10 protein-coding genes are annotated in these 17973 nt (G+C 48.4%); all 10 read left to right on the top strand.

Annotation, left to right across the window (positions count from 1 at the left end; translation table 11 throughout):
• Window positions 1–86: 86 nt before the first annotated feature.
• Window positions 87–3437, top strand: coding sequence for a TonB-dependent receptor (locus ACYVD4_RS00490; RefSeq protein ID WP_460941649.1), 3351 nt, complete (start codon window positions 87–89; stop codon window positions 3435–3437).
• 98 nt (window positions 3438–3535) lie between these two features.
• Entirely contained in the window at window positions 3536–4972 is a 1437-nt protein-coding gene (locus ACYVD4_RS00485) for a RagB/SusD family nutrient uptake outer membrane protein (RefSeq protein WP_460941648.1), read from the top strand.
• Between the two features lie 105 nt (window positions 4973–5077).
• Entirely contained in the window at window positions 5078–6448 is a 1371-nt protein-coding gene (locus ACYVD4_RS00480) for an FAD-dependent oxidoreductase (protein ID WP_460941647.1), read from the top strand.
• Window positions 6449–6701: 253 nt separating this feature from the next.
• A complete protein-coding gene (locus tag ACYVD4_RS00475) occupies window positions 6702–7832 on the top strand; it encodes a hypothetical protein (protein ID WP_460941646.1) in 1131 nt (376 codons plus the stop codon).
• A 119-nt stretch (window positions 7833–7951) separates the two neighbouring features.
• The gene (locus ACYVD4_RS00470; protein ID WP_460941645.1) at window positions 7952–8545 is read left to right on the top strand and encodes an RNA polymerase sigma factor; all 594 of its coding nucleotides are present in this window, start codon (window positions 7952–7954) and stop codon (window positions 8543–8545) included.
• 12 nt (window positions 8546–8557) lie between these two features.
• Window positions 8558–9637 carry a FecR family protein gene (locus ACYVD4_RS00465; RefSeq protein WP_460941644.1) on the top strand — a complete coding sequence of 360 codons (1080 nt, stop codon included), beginning with the start codon at window positions 8558–8560 and terminating at the stop codon, window positions 9635–9637.
• A 210-nt stretch (window positions 9638–9847) separates the two neighbouring features.
• Window positions 9848–13246: a TonB-dependent receptor gene (locus ACYVD4_RS00460; protein ID WP_460941643.1), complete on the top strand. Its 3399-nt coding sequence runs from the start codon at window positions 9848–9850 to the stop codon at window positions 13244–13246.
• Between the two features lie 12 nt (window positions 13247–13258).
• Window positions 13259–14938, top strand: coding sequence for a RagB/SusD family nutrient uptake outer membrane protein (locus tag ACYVD4_RS00455; RefSeq protein ID WP_460941642.1), 1680 nt, complete (start codon window positions 13259–13261; stop codon window positions 14936–14938).
• Window positions 14939–14954: 16 nt separating this feature from the next.
• On the top strand, window positions 14955–16547 hold the full coding sequence (locus tag ACYVD4_RS00450) for an FAD-dependent oxidoreductase (protein WP_460941641.1): 1593 nt from the start codon (window positions 14955–14957) through the stop codon (window positions 16545–16547).
• Between the two features lie 170 nt (window positions 16548–16717).
• Window positions 16718–17893 carry a sialidase family protein gene (locus ACYVD4_RS00445; RefSeq protein WP_460941640.1) on the top strand — a complete coding sequence of 392 codons (1176 nt, stop codon included), beginning with the start codon at window positions 16718–16720 and terminating at the stop codon, window positions 17891–17893.
• Window positions 17894–17973: the final 80 nt, after the last annotated feature.

Below are 17973 nucleotides of genomic sequence, written 5' to 3'. Positions count from 1 at the left end.
GATTCGCGTCTGTACTCATCTGCCAGGATGAGCCGGGGATTGTTTTGTCTAATTATTCCTTTCACCCAACAAAACATACCAAAAGTATGAAGTTTTATCGAATGTTCGGTTTGTACTTCCTGACCGTCATGAAAATCTCGTTTCTGCCTGTTTTTCTGAGTCTTCTGCTGGCAAGTGCGTCCTTGGCGTACGATGGCAAAGCGCAGGATTTCCTCCGTCGACCCGTTACCATCAAAGCCGACGAAGTGGCGTTAAAAACAATGCTTACCCGGCTGGAACGTATCGCCGATGTTGATTTTGTTTATAGTCCGAGTACCATTCCCGTATCAAGAAAAGTATCGTTAAACGCTCAGAATACGGAGTTGGCCACGGTACTCGAACGATTGCTGAAACCCCTCGGACTAACGTATCAGGTATTTAGCGGGCAGATTGTTATTCAGGTTATTCCGAAACAGCAATCCGCTACGTCGGGAATTTCCGAATTGCAGAGTGTGGCGATAAAAATGCCCGAAGCCGCCGATAAAGCCATTTCGGGAACCGTCAAGAGCGAAACCGGCGAAGGCTTACCGGGTGTGAGCGTTGTCGTTAAAAATACGACGCGAGGAACCACCACCGATGCCGACGGCAAATACCGACTGAACACGCCCGACAATGCCACTACGTTGGTGTTCTCATTCGTAGGATACCAGAATCAGGAAGTGGTAATCGGTAGCCGAAGCACGATTGACGTAAAGCTTGCACCCGACGATAAATCACTTTCGGAAGTGGTTGTCGTAGGATACGGAACGGTCAAAAAAAGCGATCTGACCGGTTCGCTGGCGCAGGTGAAAGCCAAAGAATTAAACGCTTATCCGGCGTCAAACGTATTGCAGGCGTTGCAGGGTCGGGCGGCTGGTGTGCAGGTGTTGCAGAACACAGGCGCACCGGGCGGTGGCGTGAGCGTTCGGATTCGCGGAACGAACTCATTACAAGGCAGTAACGAGCCGCTCTACGTAGTAGACGGGTTTCCGATTAATGGGGGAAATCCAACGCAGCTTAACAACGCCGATATTGAAACCATCGAAATTCTGAAAGATGCGTCGGCAACGGCCATTTACGGGTCGCGGGGTGCGAATGGTGTAGTGTTGATTACGACCAAACGGGGCAAATCTGGCCAGACGCGGGTCGATATTGAAACCAGTTACAGCACGCAAAGTCTGCGGAAAAAGCTGGATTTGATGAATGCCAAAGAATACGCGCAACTCTATAACGAACAGGCTGTTAACGATAAACTAACGCCCTACTTCACACAGGCCCAGATCGATGCGTTTGGACAGGGTTTCGACTGGCAAGACCTCGTTTTCCAGAAAGCGCCCATGAAAACTGCGTCGTTGAACATCAGCGGAGGGAACGACAAAACCCAGTTTTCGCTGTCGGGCAGTACGTTCAATCAGGAGGGTATTATTCAGGGGAGTAATTACAATCGGTACTCGCTACGTGCCAATATTAATCATAGCATCAGCAGCAAATTCAGCGTCAATTTCTCCGGTACGTTGTCTCGGCTGGAAACAGGCCAGAAAACGGCCGCTGGTGGTAGCCGGGGAAACTCGATGATTGCCGGAGCCATTGCCGCTCCGCCGACGCTGACGCCGTATACCGATGAGGGAAAATATCGAGTGTTGGCCATTGCTTATCCGTTTGTGGCGACTGATCTGATCAATCCGCTCAATTTTATCAACGAGTTGAGTAACAATACTAAAGCCAACGTAGCACTGCTCAATACGTCGCTGATTTTTAAGCCCATCGAATCAATTACGATCAAGGTGTCGGGCGGCATCGAAAACCGCGACGACCGAAACGACTCCTACCGGACGCTCAATTTTGTGAATTCAAACGGCTCGGCTTCGGTTAGTGCCAGCCAGTTTACCAGCCTACTGAACGAGAATACCATCAGTTACGACAAAACCATCGCGCAAAAACACAACATTTCGGCGGTGGCGGGTTTTACGTATCAGAACTTCATCGGTACGTCGCTGGGTGGCAGTGGAGTAGGTTTTCTGAGCGATACGCCCGAAACGAATGATTTGGGTTCGGCGGCAACTCCCGGTATTCCGTCGTCCGATTATTCAAAATCGGTGCTGATGTCGTATCTGGGACGTATCAATTACTCGTATGATGGCAAATATCTGGCTACGGCCAGCCTTCGTCGGGATGGTTCATCGAAATATAGTGAAGGTGATAAGTGGGGCTATTTCCCCTCGGCGGCTCTGGCCTGGCGCGTTTCCAACGAAGATTTCATGAAGAACAATACGTTCATTTCTGATCTGAAAGTACGGGCAAGCTGGGGACTCACGGGAAGTCAGGCCATTGGCGCGTATGCTACGTTGAATCAGTTGAATTCTGGAAAAACTGTATTGGGCGACGCGCTCTATAACACCTACGGCCCCGGCACCCGGCTGCCCGGTAATCTGAAATGGGAAACCACGGAGCAAAAAGACATTGGCGTCGATTTCGGAATCTTCCAGAACCGAATCATCCTGACCGCCGATTACTACGTTAAAAACACCCGCGATCTGCTCACTACTGTTGCGTTACCTGCCTCGCTGGGGTACACATCCACTATTCAGAACGTGGGCGAAGTGCAAAACAAAGGGCTTGAACTGGGTATCGATAGCCGTATTCTGACGGGCGCTTTCAAGTGGGATGTCAATGCCAATATATCGTTCAACCGGAATAAAGTAGTGAAGCTCTACGGTGGACAGGACGTACTGGGCGGAAATATCGGTGTGGTGGTAATCAGCGATGTATCGAGTATTCTCCGCGAAGGCCGGCCCATTGGTCAGTTCTGGGGCTACGTTGAAGATGGCTACGACGATAAGGGCAAAATCAAATACAAAGATATCAACGGCGATAATACAATTTCGACAGCCGATAAAGCGTACATCGGCAACCCCAACCCGAACTTCATTTTCGGTATCAACTCCACGATGTCGTATAAGAATTTCGATTTAACGCTGTTTTTGCAGGGTTCGCAGGGCAACGATTTGTTTAATGCCAGCGCCATGGGCAGCACTATCGACTACGGTTTTGGTCTGAATATGCCCCGCGAGGTGTTCTACAACCATTGGTCGGCCTCGAATCCGAACGCGAAATACCCTATTATCAGCAATAGCGTAAACGCGAAACTGTCGAATCGGTTTGTGGAAGATGGCTCCTATGTTCGGCTGAAAAACATTCAGCTTGCTTACAATTTTCCACTCCAGCAATGGGGTGTGAACTGGGTGAAAAATGTACAACTGTATGCCAGCGGCCAGAACCTGCTTACCCTAACCAAGTATTCGTGGTGGGACCCCGAAGTGAACTCGAGTGGTAGCGCTACGTCGACAGCGATAGGGTTGGATTTCTTCAGTTATCCGGTCGCCAAATCAGTCACGTTTGGCATTCGGGCGGGATTTTAACAAAGAGTGGGTGGTGTCGGGTTCTCAAACCCGACCATTTACAGCGCAACTGCGTCGGGTTTGAGAACCCGACACCACAACACAGTTAACATTGAACTATGAAAAAGCTATTATTCCTACTTCCGATACTTTGCCTGACGGCTTGTGAAAGTGAGCTTATTGAAGCCCCGAAATCGCTGGTTGTGGAGGCATTTTACAATACGGCTGCCGAAGTGGAAGCAGCCGCGAACCTGATTGCCGTTCCGCTACGTAGCAGTAGTGGCCTGAGCGTATACGAAGCTACTCTCGAAAGCCAGACCGATTATGCCTATGGACGCGGAAGCTGGGCGCCTTTGTCTGATTTTCAGGGATTTGATGCCGCTAATGTAACGCGGGTTTCGGGCCTTTGGAACATCTTTTATCTAAGTATTCGGAACGCAAATCTGGTGATTCAGAATGCGCCGAAAGGTAAATCGATCAGTCAGGCTGATGTGAAGAAATTTGTGGGTGAAGCCAAGTTTCTACGAGCCTACAATTACTTTCAGCTGGTGCGCAACTGGGCGGGCGTACCGCTACGTACCGAAGCCAATATGTCAGAAATCAACCTGAAACGTAGCAGCGTTGACGAAGTTTATGCGCTGATTGTGGCCGATTTGACCGAAGCCGAAGCCAACCTGCCCGACAATCCGGCAGTGGCGGGTCGACCTACTAAGTGGGGTGCAAAAACGATGCTGGCCGATGTGTATCTACAACAGGCCAAATACGCCGAAGCCCGCGACAAAGCGAAAGAAGTGATAGATGCCAAAAAGTTCTCGCTGGTGCCAGTGGCAACCAAAGCCGATTTCCAAACGAAAGTTTGGGGCCCTGAACTGGTATCGACGTCGGAAGAGATTTTCTATCTCAAATATGCCCGTCAGGTGAATCAGGGAAATTACATGCTCTGGATTACCAACCACCCCAACACAAAGCTATTCAATTTCGGCGGTGCCTACGCCGTTTATGGCGACGCGAACAGCGCGTTTTACAAAGCCTGGGACAATGGCGATCTGCGGAAAAGCTTGTGGGACGTAGTGAATTTTGGTCTGGGAGCTACTACGCTCGTCAGTTCAAAATTTATCGACCAATTAGCTGTAGGCCAGAACGGTGCTGGCAATGATGATCCGGTGTATGGCTATTCCGACGTATTACTAATTTATGCCGAAGCGGCTGCTAGGGCAGGAAATTCTGTAACGGCTGAAGCGTTGGAAGCTCTGAATCAGGTACATCGTCGGGCCTACGGAAAAACGCCAACCGCTACGTCGACCGTCGATTTTAAACTCGCGGATTATACGTCCACTACGTTCGTGAATGCCGTGTTGATGGAAAAAGCCTATGAATTTCAGTACGGTGGCAAACGCTGGCTGGAGCTGAAACGTACCGGCACGGCTAAAGCGGTGATTCAGGCCATGAAAGGAAAAACCGTGCAGGACAAGCATTTACTGTGGCCAATTCCGGTGTCCGAATTGAACTACAACCTTGCCATTGATGCGGCCAAAGACCAGAATCCGGGGTACTAAATAGAATGTTGAATGTTGAATGATAGAATGAGTGAATAGCTGACGCGAAAAATTACTGAACCGCAACGGCGACTTGTTTATTCTATCATTGAAAATTAAGACACTATGAAAAGAAGATCGGTTATTGCTACGTTAGGTGCTCTTTCGTTGGGAGCCAAAGCCTCGGCGCTGGAACCGGGCGAGGTGCTGAAAGAGCCATATAAAGTCACGAAAAAAGCGCTCAAAGCTGATATTGTCGTCGTTGGTGGCGGAACGGCGGGCGTTGTGGCGGCTCTTCAGGCGGCACGCGCGGGTCGGCAAACGATTCTGGTCGAGAATGGTAGTCAGCTTGGCGGAACTACCACTACGGGCGGAGTGGCCTATCCGGGAATCTTTTTCGCCTGGGGAAAGCAGGTAATCAGCGGTATTGGCTGGGAAATGGTTCAGGAAGCCGTAGCCCTGAACGATGATACGTTGCCCGACTTTTCGATTCCGCACGGCAAACATCACCCACGTCATCAGGTGCGGTTGAACGGTCAGTTGTATGCCCTGTTGCTAGAAGAAAAATGTGTGGAAGCGGGCGTGCAGATCCGGTTTTACGAAACTCCCACGCAGGTGACTCCGCAGAAAAACGGCTGGCTGGTCGAAACGGTTGGCAAGGGGGTGATGACCCAAATCACCTGCAATCAGCTTATCGATTGTACGGGTAATGCCTACGTTACGTCGATGGCGGGCTACGATGTGCTTCGGGAGGCAACCACACAACCGGGTTCGCTGATGTTCGAGATTGGCGGCTATGATTTTCAATCGCTCGATTTGAAGATGATTCAGGCACGCTATCAGGAAGCCATCAAAAAAGGTGAACTCGAAAAACATGATTTTCGGAATAACATCGCCGGTTTGCTACGTTCCAAAGGCGATAATATTTCGCACGTTCTGGGAGCCGATTCCACTACGTCGGAAACGCATACGGTTGCCAATATCAAAGGGCGGATGGCGTTGCTGAAAACGCTACGTTTCCTGCGAACGTTGCCCGGCTGCGAAAAAACGAAGATTATCGACGTACAGAATGAAACCGCCATTCGGGAAACGTACCGCATCGACGGCCATTACAAAATCACCCATACCGACTACGTAACGGGCAAACAGTTCGATGATTCGGTGTCGTATTCGTACTATCCGATTGACGTACATGACGAAAACGGTGTTGTACCCGATCATCTGAAAGAAGGCGTTGTGCCAACGGTTCCGCTACGGGCATTGATTCCGAAAAACAGCAAGAATTTTCTGGTAGCGGGTCGCTGCGTCTGTAGCGACCGACTGGCCAATTCGGCGCTGCGTGTACAGGCATCGAGTATGGGGATGGGACAGGCGGCTGGTGCGGCTGCTGTACTGGCCAATATTCAAAACAAAACCCCACTCGACGTATCGATGGCCGACCTGCGGAAACTGCTCGAAGAACACGGCGCTATCGTTCCCGCAGGGCAAAAAGGATAAATTGATAGGATTGATTAAATGCTCGTCCGCGATTGTGTTGTGGACGAGCTTGATTTTTTAAAATTACCACCCCCAACCCCCGGAACGCCGGACCGCTCCTAAAACAGGAGGGGTCTTGATCAACGATAATCGCTTGTCGTTGATTCAAGTTTAAAATTAAGATAATAAGTGACTCTCGGCGTGTCCCCTCCTGTTTTAGGAGCGGTCCGGCGTTCCGGGGGTTGGGGGTGGTAAACTACTAATTCGAACAGATTTGACACGGCTGCTTCTAGCTATACTTCTGATTCTTATATCGGCCTTCGAAAGTGCCGGGCAGATACGGTATTTTCGAACGCCAACGCTTCCGCTGAAAACCGACACTACGTTGGCGTTTCTGGCCGTTGCCGAAGATTCGATTGCCAACGACACGTTGTTTCAGATGCGCTCGAAAGAAGGGTTTCCGGTGGCGTATTTTCGGAAAGTCAAAACCAGCGTTTGCTTCGATAATAAATGCCGATTGCTGAAAGTGACCTTATTCTGGAATCCGACGGGCCGTTATTTGGGCTACGATTTAGTCAAAGGAGAATTTCTGAGCAAAGCCGAACACAAACCCTTTACACCGACTGAATATGAGCGCATGAGCGATGTTCTGGCCGACCAGTTATCGCCACTCGCTACGTTGGCGTATGCCGAAATTGCTCCGCCTAAAAAGCCTATCAATAAAGAAGATGAAGTCGATGGCGTATCGTCAGCAACGGCGAAGAACGTACTGGATTACGTAGTGGAAGGAGCGGCCTATACAACCTATAAAATGTGGCACGTCGTGTATGGCCCCACCCAGGCCGACGTAGTGAAACTGACTGAAAAAAGTCTATCGCCCGAGTACCTACTGGCTTTGCTCGACAGTCCCGATGGGTCGGATAAAATCTGGGCGTTGAATCATAGTCAGGGTTTCGTTACATCTACGCCAGCGTTGCATCAGAAACTGTTTACGTTTATCAACGGTAGCAATTACAATCTAACCGAACGGGCGATCAATGCGCTGGATATTGGCCCGAATTCTGCTACGTGGCAGGCTATGCTGGCCGATAAACTGACCACTAAAAGTTATGCGTTGCAGAAGTTGATTGTCAATAAACTGAAGCGTGTTACGTCGCTCGATGGTCAGGCGAAAAAGTCATTGGCCGACGGCTTGAAATCACCCAATAGCGAACTGGTTAGCACCATTCTGGATGTATTCCGGCAGCATAACGTAGCCGATACAGAAACCTGCCGCCAGATTGCTGATTTATTGATTAGTCAGAACCAGTTCATTGCACAAAAAGCATTCGCCTATCTGGAAAAACTCTCGATTTCTGATGCCGAAATCAAGGTGAAACTGGCGCAGTATTCACAGAAAAAGTAGGTCAGTAAAAATATTTTTCTAAAAAATAGGATTAAAATCCAACAAAGGCGGCATTAGTATGTAAACGCTCTTTCGAAAGAACTTGGCGTGTTGCTTTTACGATACTAAACCCGTGTGCCGTGTTCTCAAATCTGCCTCATAATGAATTGTGGTACGCCTTTCGTCAGGGCGATGAAGCGGCTTTTCAGCAGATTTACCAACTCTACTCCCGCGACCTGTTAAACTACGGCTACAAGGTTACCAACGATACGCCCCTGATTGAAGATAGTATTCACGATCTGTTTATTGAACTCTGGCAAAGTCGCGCTAATCTGAGCGATACCGATTCCATTAAATTCTACTTATTTCGGTCGCTACGTAATAAAATCACGCGGGTACGTAGTCGTGATCCATTTTTTCAGGCATCGACAATCGATGCGGTGCCGACGCCATCCGACGATTTTATGATTGAAGCCAATCTGATTGAGCGTGAGGAACTTGAACAGGTGTATGAACAGCTTCGACGTAGTTACGCCTTACTGACACCCCGTCAGCAGGAAGCGCTGAATCTGCGATTCTATCAGCATTTCAGCAACGAAGAGATTGCCCAGATAATGGGTGTCAATTACCAATCGGCCTGCCGATTTATTTACTCAGCCCTGAAAACACTGCGCGAGGTGGTCCGAATCTTTTCTGTATCGATGCTATGGATTGGATTAACCAGCATTTTCTAGACGGATACAACCATGAATTACTATCAATTTAACGCCGAAGACTTTGCCGCCGACGACTACTTTAAGGAGTGGGTCAGCGCGCCATCGCCGGAAACGGAAACCTTCTGGCGCGACTTTCTGAAAGAATACCCCGAGCGATATTATCAGATTGAAGAAGCACGTCGGTTGGTTACGGGCCTGCAAACGATTCAGCAATCAGCTCAAACAGATTCAACTGATGCCATCTGGAACCGGATTCAGGATACACTTCAACAGTCTGAGCCTGTTTCAGTTGGCCGACAGATAAACTGGCGTTGGGTGTGGGCTGCGGCTGCTACGTTGTTGCTGGTTCTGGGTGCTGGCTGGCTGGGTTACAGTCGATTAGAAACGCCTTTTTTTAAAGTATCGGCGCAGTATCAGCAACGTAACGGCTGGGTCGAAACGTTGAACGAAGCCAGTGAGGTAATGCAGGTGCAATTGCCCGATGGGAGCCGGGTTGATTTGCAGAAAGGAAGTCGACTACGTTACCGCAAGGAAATGACCGGGCCGCTACGGGAGGTAACCTTAACTGGAGAAGCCTTTTTTAATGTCCGTAAAAATCCGCAGAAACCGTTTGTGGTCTACGCCAATGGCCTAGTTACGAAAGTGTTAGGGACTAGTTTTCGAATAAAAGCATGGTCTGATGCGCCAACGGTAACGGTAGCGGTGAGCACAGGTCGGGTTTCGGTCTATTCAAATCCATCGGAGAAAGTACACGACCCCGAATCGAAAGGCATGGTGCTGACCCCGAATCAGGAAGTTGTCTTCCAGCGTGATGTGGCTACGTTGAATAAGACGCTGGTTGATAGTCCGAAACTGGTTTTGCTGCCAAAAGAAATACAATCGTTTGAGTTTGAGGACGCGTCGGTGTCGAACGTTTTTGCTTCGATTGAGAAGGCGTACGGCGTCGATGTGATCTACGACGAAGAAGTGATGCAACACTGTACACTCACGCTCAGCCTCGAACAGGAAGACCTTTTTCAGAAGCTCGACGTTATCTGCAAAGTGCTCGATGCTACGTATAAAGTGATTAATGCTCAGGTTGTTATCTATAGCAAAGGCTGTCCTAAATAAATACTATTCGAAACCCGAAGTTCTATTATATATCCTTACCAAACTACCTGCATGAAACATACGTAGTAACCTTCCTCAAAAAACATCCGCAGTGCTCGCAACACCACGGATGTCGTAATTCCCCCCTTCACGATGGTTCATTCGGAGGCATTCGATTTTTCGGATGCAGGGGGAGCTTTTGTCTATCGAAAACAAAAACAGATCAAAGTAATGAAAAACCCATTACCCTTCCAAACCCTCCTTTACCTCATGAAACTGACGTTGTTTCAGGTGCTGCTGGCGGTGATTTTTACGGGCGTATCACTGGCTTATGATGCCAGTGCCCAGGAATTACTGGACAAGCGGGTAAGCGTTCGGCTCGAAAACCAGGGCTTACGGAAAGTGCTGAAAGAAATTGAAACCCAGACCAATATACGGTTTGCGTTTCGCCCGCGTGAAATTCCCGTCGATTTAAAAATTACGCTCGTGGCCACCAACGAATCGCTACGTGATGTGCTCGACAAAACGCTCAAACCGCTACGTCTGCAGTATGAGGTTGTGGGTCGGCAAATTGTACTCAGCCCCGCTACGTTGCCAACCGAGCCTTCCGGAAAGCAGGAAGAAGCCTTTGGGGTAGCAACCGAAAAGGCCGACCGAACCATCACAGGCACCGTAAAAAGCGAAACGGGCGAAGGGTTGCCAGGTGTGAGCGTAGTGATTAAAAGTACCACACGTGGCACCACCACCGACGCCGACGGGAAATACCGGCTGAACGTAGCGGACACCGATTTGCCAAACGCTACGTTAGTTTTCTCGTTCGTAGGCTATGAGAGTCAGGAGGTTGTTCTTGGGAATCGAACGAGTGTGGATGTACAACTTTCGCCCGATAATAAATCGTTGGACGAGGTGGTAGTGGTGGGGTATGGGAAAGAGCAAAAGAAAGATTTGACGGGAGCTGTTTCGACAGTTAGTGCCAAAGATATCGCTACGCGGCAAACACTTCAGGTATCCGATGCGCTTCAGGGGGCTATGGCCGGAGTTGCTGTTACGCGAAACAATGGCGCACCGGGGGCAACATCGACCATCACACTACGTGGTATCACGACTATCGGCAACAATGCTCCGTTAATTATTATCGATGGGGTTCCCAATGACAATCTCAACAACGTAAGCCCGAATGACATTGAATCCATTACTGTGTTGAAAGATGCGGCTTCGGCATCCATTTATGGTTCCCGTGCTGCCGCAGGCGTTGTTCTGGTAACAACTAAACGAGCCAAAACGGGTCAGGCTAATTTTGAATACTCATTTAACTATGGCTTACAGACACCAACGCGACTTCCTAAATACGTTGGTGCGGTTCGGTACATGCAATTGTTTAATGAATTCACGAGTAACGACGGAGGTAAAGCTCCCTATAATCAGCAACTGATTGATTCATATGCGGCTAATCATAGTCAGAATCCAGATGTATATCCTGACACAGACTGGCAATCCCGATTCCTTTACTCGTCGGCTCCCCGACAAGATCATAATCTCGCTTTCAGAATTGGGAGCGAACGGGTAAAAACTCAGGCTTCTCTCGGATACTCTACAGCCAATGGGCTTTATCCGAACAAATCGTTTACACGGTATTCACTACGTGTCAATAATGACCTGCAAATCGGTAAAAAACTAGATGCCAATATCGACCTTTCATTTGTTAGAAATCAGTATATAGACCCGGCGGGTGAATCTACTCTCAGAGATCGTAACGGATTTTATACCGCACGCAACGTGCCGCCTATTTATAGTGATCAGTATCTTGATGGTAGATGGGGAACAGGTAAAGACGGTATCAATCCTGTTGCTCAGGTGAACGACGGCGGAACTGATCAAACCGTCAACAACCAGCTTATTGCCCGATTTGGTATTAATTTTAAACCGCTGGAAGGGCTTACTCTGACGGGAGTTGCCGCTCCCCGATATGATTTTAATAAAAGTAAATCGTTCTCGAAGATCATTCAATATACTGATTTGAGCGATCCTTCGCGGGTATTATACCGGAATCAGGCCAATACGATCCTGACCGAAGCTCGGCCCGAAGGGTTTACATTTAATGGTCAGTTTCTGGTCAACTATGTTAAAACCCTCGGTAGTCAGCATAATCTGGATGCGCTGGCGGGTTATGAAGAAAATTATAACTATTCAGAGTCACTGACTTCGGCCCGAACGGGCTACACCCTTACGTCATTTCCTTATCTCGATCTGGGGTCGCTTGCGCTACGTGACAATTCGGGGGCGGCTTCCGAATATGCGTTACGTTCCTTTTTCGGTCGATTAAAATACAACTACCAGAACAAATACTACCTTCAGGCTAACCTGCGCTATGACGGTTCATCTCGTTTCAACCCAAACTATCGCTGGGCATTATTTCCCTCTTTTTCGGCTGGTTGGGCTATTTCGGAGGAACCTTTTTTAAGGCAGGTGAAATCGTTGTCGTTTCTAAAACTTCGGGCGTCGTGGGGGCAGGTAGGAAACGAGCGAATTGGCAATTACCCTTATCAGGCGTCGATTGTGTTCAATAACGCCATTTTCTATCAGGGTGGTCAGAAAGTATCGGCTGGTACGGGTGCACAAAGCGTATATGCCATTCCAAACATTAGTTGGGAAACTGCCGAAACATTCGACGTTGGACTGGATGCCAGTTTTTTTGGGAACAAACTCAATTTGACGGCCGACTATTACAACAAGAATACCAGAAATATTCTGCTAACGCTCGACATTCCCCGGTTTTTAGGATATGCCAATCCGAACCAGAATGCGGGCCGACTCAATGCCCGTGGCTGGGAACTGGAGCTGTCTTGGCGCGATCAGAAGGGCGATTTTCGGTATTCCGTGGCGGGCAACCTATCGGATTCAAAAACCCAATTGGTCGACCTGAAAGGTACGCAGTTGCTGGGCGACAAAGCGCAGATTCAGGGCGGTGAATTCAATGAATGGTTTGGTTATCGGTCGGCGGGGTTATTTCAGACGCAGGAAGAAGTAAATAAATCAGCCGTGCTGAATGCGAATACCAAACCGGGCGATATAAAATATGTAGATATTGATGGCGACGGGAAAATTACGTCGGATAAAGATAAAGTGTTGCTGGGTGGTTCTTTGCCTCGCTACATCTACGGCGGTACTGTTAGTGTTGGCTATAAACGGCTGGATTTCAGTGTAGTTTTTCAGGGTGTAGGCAAGGTGTTGGCCAGACGTACCAGTGTGCAGGCACAACCCTTTCTGGAGGGCTTTGGTAACGTATCGCAAGAGATCGACGGAAAATTCTGGAGCGTAACCAAATCGGCTGACGAAAACCGGCAAGCCCGCTACCCCAGACTCTCGCAGACATCCAGTGCCAATAATTATACAATGTCCGATTTCTGGCTAATCAGTGGAGCCTATCTACGGGTTAAGAATCTGACGGTAGGTTACGACCTTTCACCACTCGTCAGTAAGAAACTACACATGCAGGGATTACGCCTGTTTGTGGCAGCCAATGACGTATTCTCCCTGAACAGGTTTCCTACTGGCTGGGACCCCGAGGTAGATGCGACAACGTACCCAATTGTCCGAACATTTATGGCGGGCGTCAGTGCCAAATTCTAAACCTGCTTACTCATGAAACCATCCATTATTTTTCTTCTGTCTGTGGTTTTGGGTCTGACAGGCTGTGTCAATCTCGACCTGAATCCACTATCCCAAAGTTCAACGGGTAATTTTTATACCAATCAAGCCGAACTGGAGCTTGCCGTCAACGATTTGTACCGATCTGGCTTTTACGATAATGACCCTGACCGGTATACCGATAGCCACTGGGATCGAGGAGCTTTGGGAAACCCTATTACGTTTGGTACGTTAAATGCCGATGATGCCAACGTGTTGAGCTACTGGGTCACAGCGTATCAGCAAATTGCCCGTGTCAATAGTTTTCTAGCCAATAGAGACCGCGCCAAAGCCAATACGCCCGTAGCTATATTTACCCGGCTGGAAGCCGAAGCACGTTTTTTTAGGGCTTTTCAGTATGGTCGATTAATTACGCACTTTGGCGATGTTCCGCTCTTAAAGGAAGCCATTGATCTGAATGTTTCCTACCAATTAGGAAGAAGCTCAAAAGATGAAGTCCTGCAATTTGTTTTCAGTGAGTTAGACTGGGCCGCCAACAATCTGCCTGTAAGCTACAGCTCGGGCGAGTTAAAACGAATTACCAAAGGCGTAGCTCTGGGAGCTAAAGCACGTATTGCCCTGTACATGAATAAATGGGACGTTGCCCGCAGTGCTGCCAAGGCTGTTATGGATTTGGGCGTTTATTCATTGCACAAAAATTACGCCGAGCTGTTTCTGAAGGCGGGTCAAACCAGTCCAGAGATTATTTTTTCGCTTCCCCAAGGTCAGGAATTCGGGGCGGTTATCAGCGCCGATCCATTAGTGGTTCAGCAATATTTCAACCGGCTTAATGGCGGAACCGCAGCCCAGATTCCATCCTGGGAAATCATTGATTCGTATGAGTGTACGGATGGATTACCCATCGACGAATCTCCGCTTTACAATCCAAAGCAGCCTTTCAAAAATCGGGACCCACGTATGACAATGAGTATCGTCGAATTTGGAACACCCTGGTTAGGCTTTACTTTCCAGCCACACCCCGATTCACTCCAGGTAAGAAACTACAAAACGGGTGCCATGGTGAGCAATCTGGATACACGAGCCGTGCAGAATTTTGCAAGTTGGACGGGCTTTCTATGGAAAAAAGGAATAGAACAGTACTGGGTAGACCGGCGGGTGATGGACACCGACATTATTATCCAGCGATACGCTGAAATCCTGCTGATGTATGCCGAAGCCAACATTGAACTCAACACGATCGATCAGTCGGTACTGGATGCCATTAATCAGATCAGAGCCAGGGCCTATGGTGTAACGCCTGGGCAAACGAACTACCCGGCTATTCGAACGCTCAATCAGAAGCAGTTACGAACCATTCTCAAACGGGAACGACGGGTTGAATTGGCGCGTGAAGGATTACGATACATGGACTTGATACGTTGGCAAATCGCTGAAAAAGCATTGAGTAAACCTGTTATCGGTTTTCCTGACCCAGCCAATCAGGACCGTACTAAATGGCCTTTTGCGGGTACACCTGCTATTGACGATGATGGTATTCCTGACTATACAGCTCTGATGCCTTTTGTAAAAGTGCTCGCCAATCGGAGTTTCGACAAAAGCAAACAGTATCTATGGCCTATTCCTGCTGTTGAGCGCCGAATTAATCCACTGTTAACCCAAAACTCAGGCTATTAGCCGATAAACGAACACAATGAATAAAATCATAAAAACAGGCTTCCTGACCATACTATGGCTTTGCATTATGAACTACGGGCAGGCGCAAACCTACGACGTAGTAGTATACGGTGGATCGTGCGCAGGCGTAACGGCTGCGGTGCAGGTAAAGCGGATGGGTAAATCGGTCATTTTGGTCAACCCGTATTCATTTCTGGGTGGAATGACCAGCAGCGGGTTAAGCGATGCCGACGTGGGGAATGCCGCGTCTGTATCGGGCATGTCACGCGAGTTTTTTGAACGAATGGGGAAAGTACTTGGTAAGCCATTTTCGCGCAGCTTTGAACCGCATGTTGCCGAACAGGCTTTTGACCAGTTTATTCGGGAATATCAGATTCCGGTTGTGCATAATGAGCGCCTTGACTTAAAAAAAGGCGTAAAAAAAACAGGCCGGGTTATTCAATCCATTCGGGCCGAAAGTGGAAAGGTCTACACGGGTAAGATGTTTATTGACGCCACCTACGAAGGAGACCTGATGGCCAAAGCGCAGGTTAGCTACGTAGTAGGCCGGGAAGGAAATGCAACGTATAACGAAACGCTGAACGGTGTTTTACGGGGAGACTACAAGCCGTTAGACGATATTTCGGATTTGGGAGAAGATGATCATTTTATTAAACACGTTGATCCATACGTTATTCCCGGAAAACCAGCTAGTGGTTTACTGCCGTGGGTAAACAAACTCACCAAAAAAAATGGAGAAGCCGACGAACAGATTCAGGCTTATAACTACCGGCTGACATTGACCGACGATCCCAACAATCAAATCCCGTTCACAAAACCAGCTGATTATTCAGAGAAAGAACATGAGTTATTGTTACGGAATTTTGAAGCAGGAGATCACCGTCTACCTGGTCGTCGGGTAAAGTTACCCAATCGGAAAATCGACTGGAATAGTTTCGGGGCAGTGGGTACAGATATGGCTGGAGCTAATAAAGGCTATGCTGATGGTGATTATAAAACCCGGTTGCAGATCGAAAAACTCCATGAAACCTATATAAAAGGACATTTTTGGGCGCTGGCCAATCATCCGCGTGTGCCTGATTCCATTCGTAGAGAAATGAGCCGTTGGGGGTATGCAAAAGATGAGTTCGTTAAGAATGGCGGATTTCCCTACATGATTTACATTCGTCAGGCCCGACGCATGGTGAGCGACTATGTAATGAATCAACATCATTGCGACCAGGAAGCGGTGGCTGATGACCCGATTGCGTTAGCCAGTTTTGCCAAGGACTCCCATGCTGTCCAATATTTTGTAACCGAAGACGGGTTTGTAGAACGGGAAGGCGTATTTCTGAAAAGGACAAAAGCTCCTTACGGGGTTTCGTATCGTGCCATTATTCCCAAAGAGGAAGAATGTAGTAATCTATTGGTTCCCATTTGTTTATCGGCTAGCCACGCTGCTTATGGTTCAATTCGGATGGAACCCGTTTATATGTCGCTGGGACAGGCGAGTTCCATTGCCGCCTGTTTGGCTATCGATAACCAGTGGCCGGTTCAGAAAGTGCCTTACCAACGTTTGAAACCCTTGTTGCATCAGGCTAAAATCATGACCGAATGGACTAGCAAATAACGTCTGTCAGGGGGGAGCGATTACCGCACAGCTAATCTGAACCAACTTGTGAAGATAAGATAGGTTGATAATGCCTAAATTCCCGACAGTTTTTGCCGGGGATTTTTTTTGATACGTACCGTTAAATGCCCACACAAATCGCCTTCTTATCAAAAGAAACCATCAAACTCATGCCACAAAAAAACATTCTTCGCCTGCTTGTAATCGTGTCGGTGTGGATAAGTGGATCAGTGCAAGGGCAAAATCTGCTTCCGGCTAGTTGGAACCCACAACAGAAAGCGGCTCAGGTGCTGGCTACACTCACACAGGTAAGTGCGTTGCAGGTACGTGGTGCGCACGATGCCGAGATGGTTATGGTTGGCGATTATGCGTATGTGGTTGCCGAAGTTAACGATATAAAACCGGGTGAGGCTGCTAACTGGCCATTCATTTACTCGGCTCTTTCGATCGTGAATCTGAAAACTGGTACACTGGAAAAAGTTATCTCGATGGCAAGATCCGATCAGCCTTTCGACAATGAGACGCTGCCCACAGGAGCCTGCTTCGTTCCGAGAATTATTCAGAAAGACAATAATACGCTACGTTGTTTTTTTGCCAGCGAGAATCCGGGCATTCGCCAGTCGCAAACGTGGTATATGGATTTCGATTTGAAAACCAGCGCATTTACCAATCGGATTTATAAGGCGAAACTGAAAACAAGTGTGGGTATTTTCGATATGCAGCCGCGTTACCTGTATGCCGATGCGGTGAAAAATGGATTTAAAAAGCCCGAAAAAGATGCTGGTATGTACATCTTTGACTCGTTTAAGAAATGGGATGGTAAAATCTGGGTAGCCATTAACAACTACATTGGTCGCCAGAATGCGTTGGCGGTTTTAAACCCGGAAATGGACACCTTTGAGGTAGTGGGGCACATGAATGAGCCGCAGCAAGCGCAACTTTGCGAACCCGCCGTCAATCGTCTGCCCAACGGTTCCTGGCTTGCCATTATTCGGCAGGACGGCGGAAATTATATGTTTTCGTCCAGTAAAGACGGCGTTACGTGGTCGAACGGTGAATATAAGAGCTTCGTAGCCAGTGGCGCTGCATCTAAACCCACGTTCGATAAATTCGGCGACACCTACTACTTGGGTTGGCAGGACAGTCGAACGATTAATGGGGTTGGCCGTTCGGTGTTCAATATTGATGTATCGAAAGATGGCATTCATTGGGAGCGGAAATACCAGTTCGAAACCCCGCAAACGTTTCAGTATCCTACGTTCAGGGCGCATCAGGGAAGTATCTGGCTGGTCGTTACACAGGGTAATAAAGAACGGATTATGTTCGGAAAACTTGAAGATTTGTAATGAGATAAATTGGCAGGATGCGTTAGTGTGCGACGTCAAAACTCAGAGGAGAACACCGATTTTTGCCGACAAATGAATGA

This window comes from Spirosoma daeguense (assembly GCF_054776875.1).
This window is presented reverse-complemented; position numbering and strand designations above follow the sequence as displayed.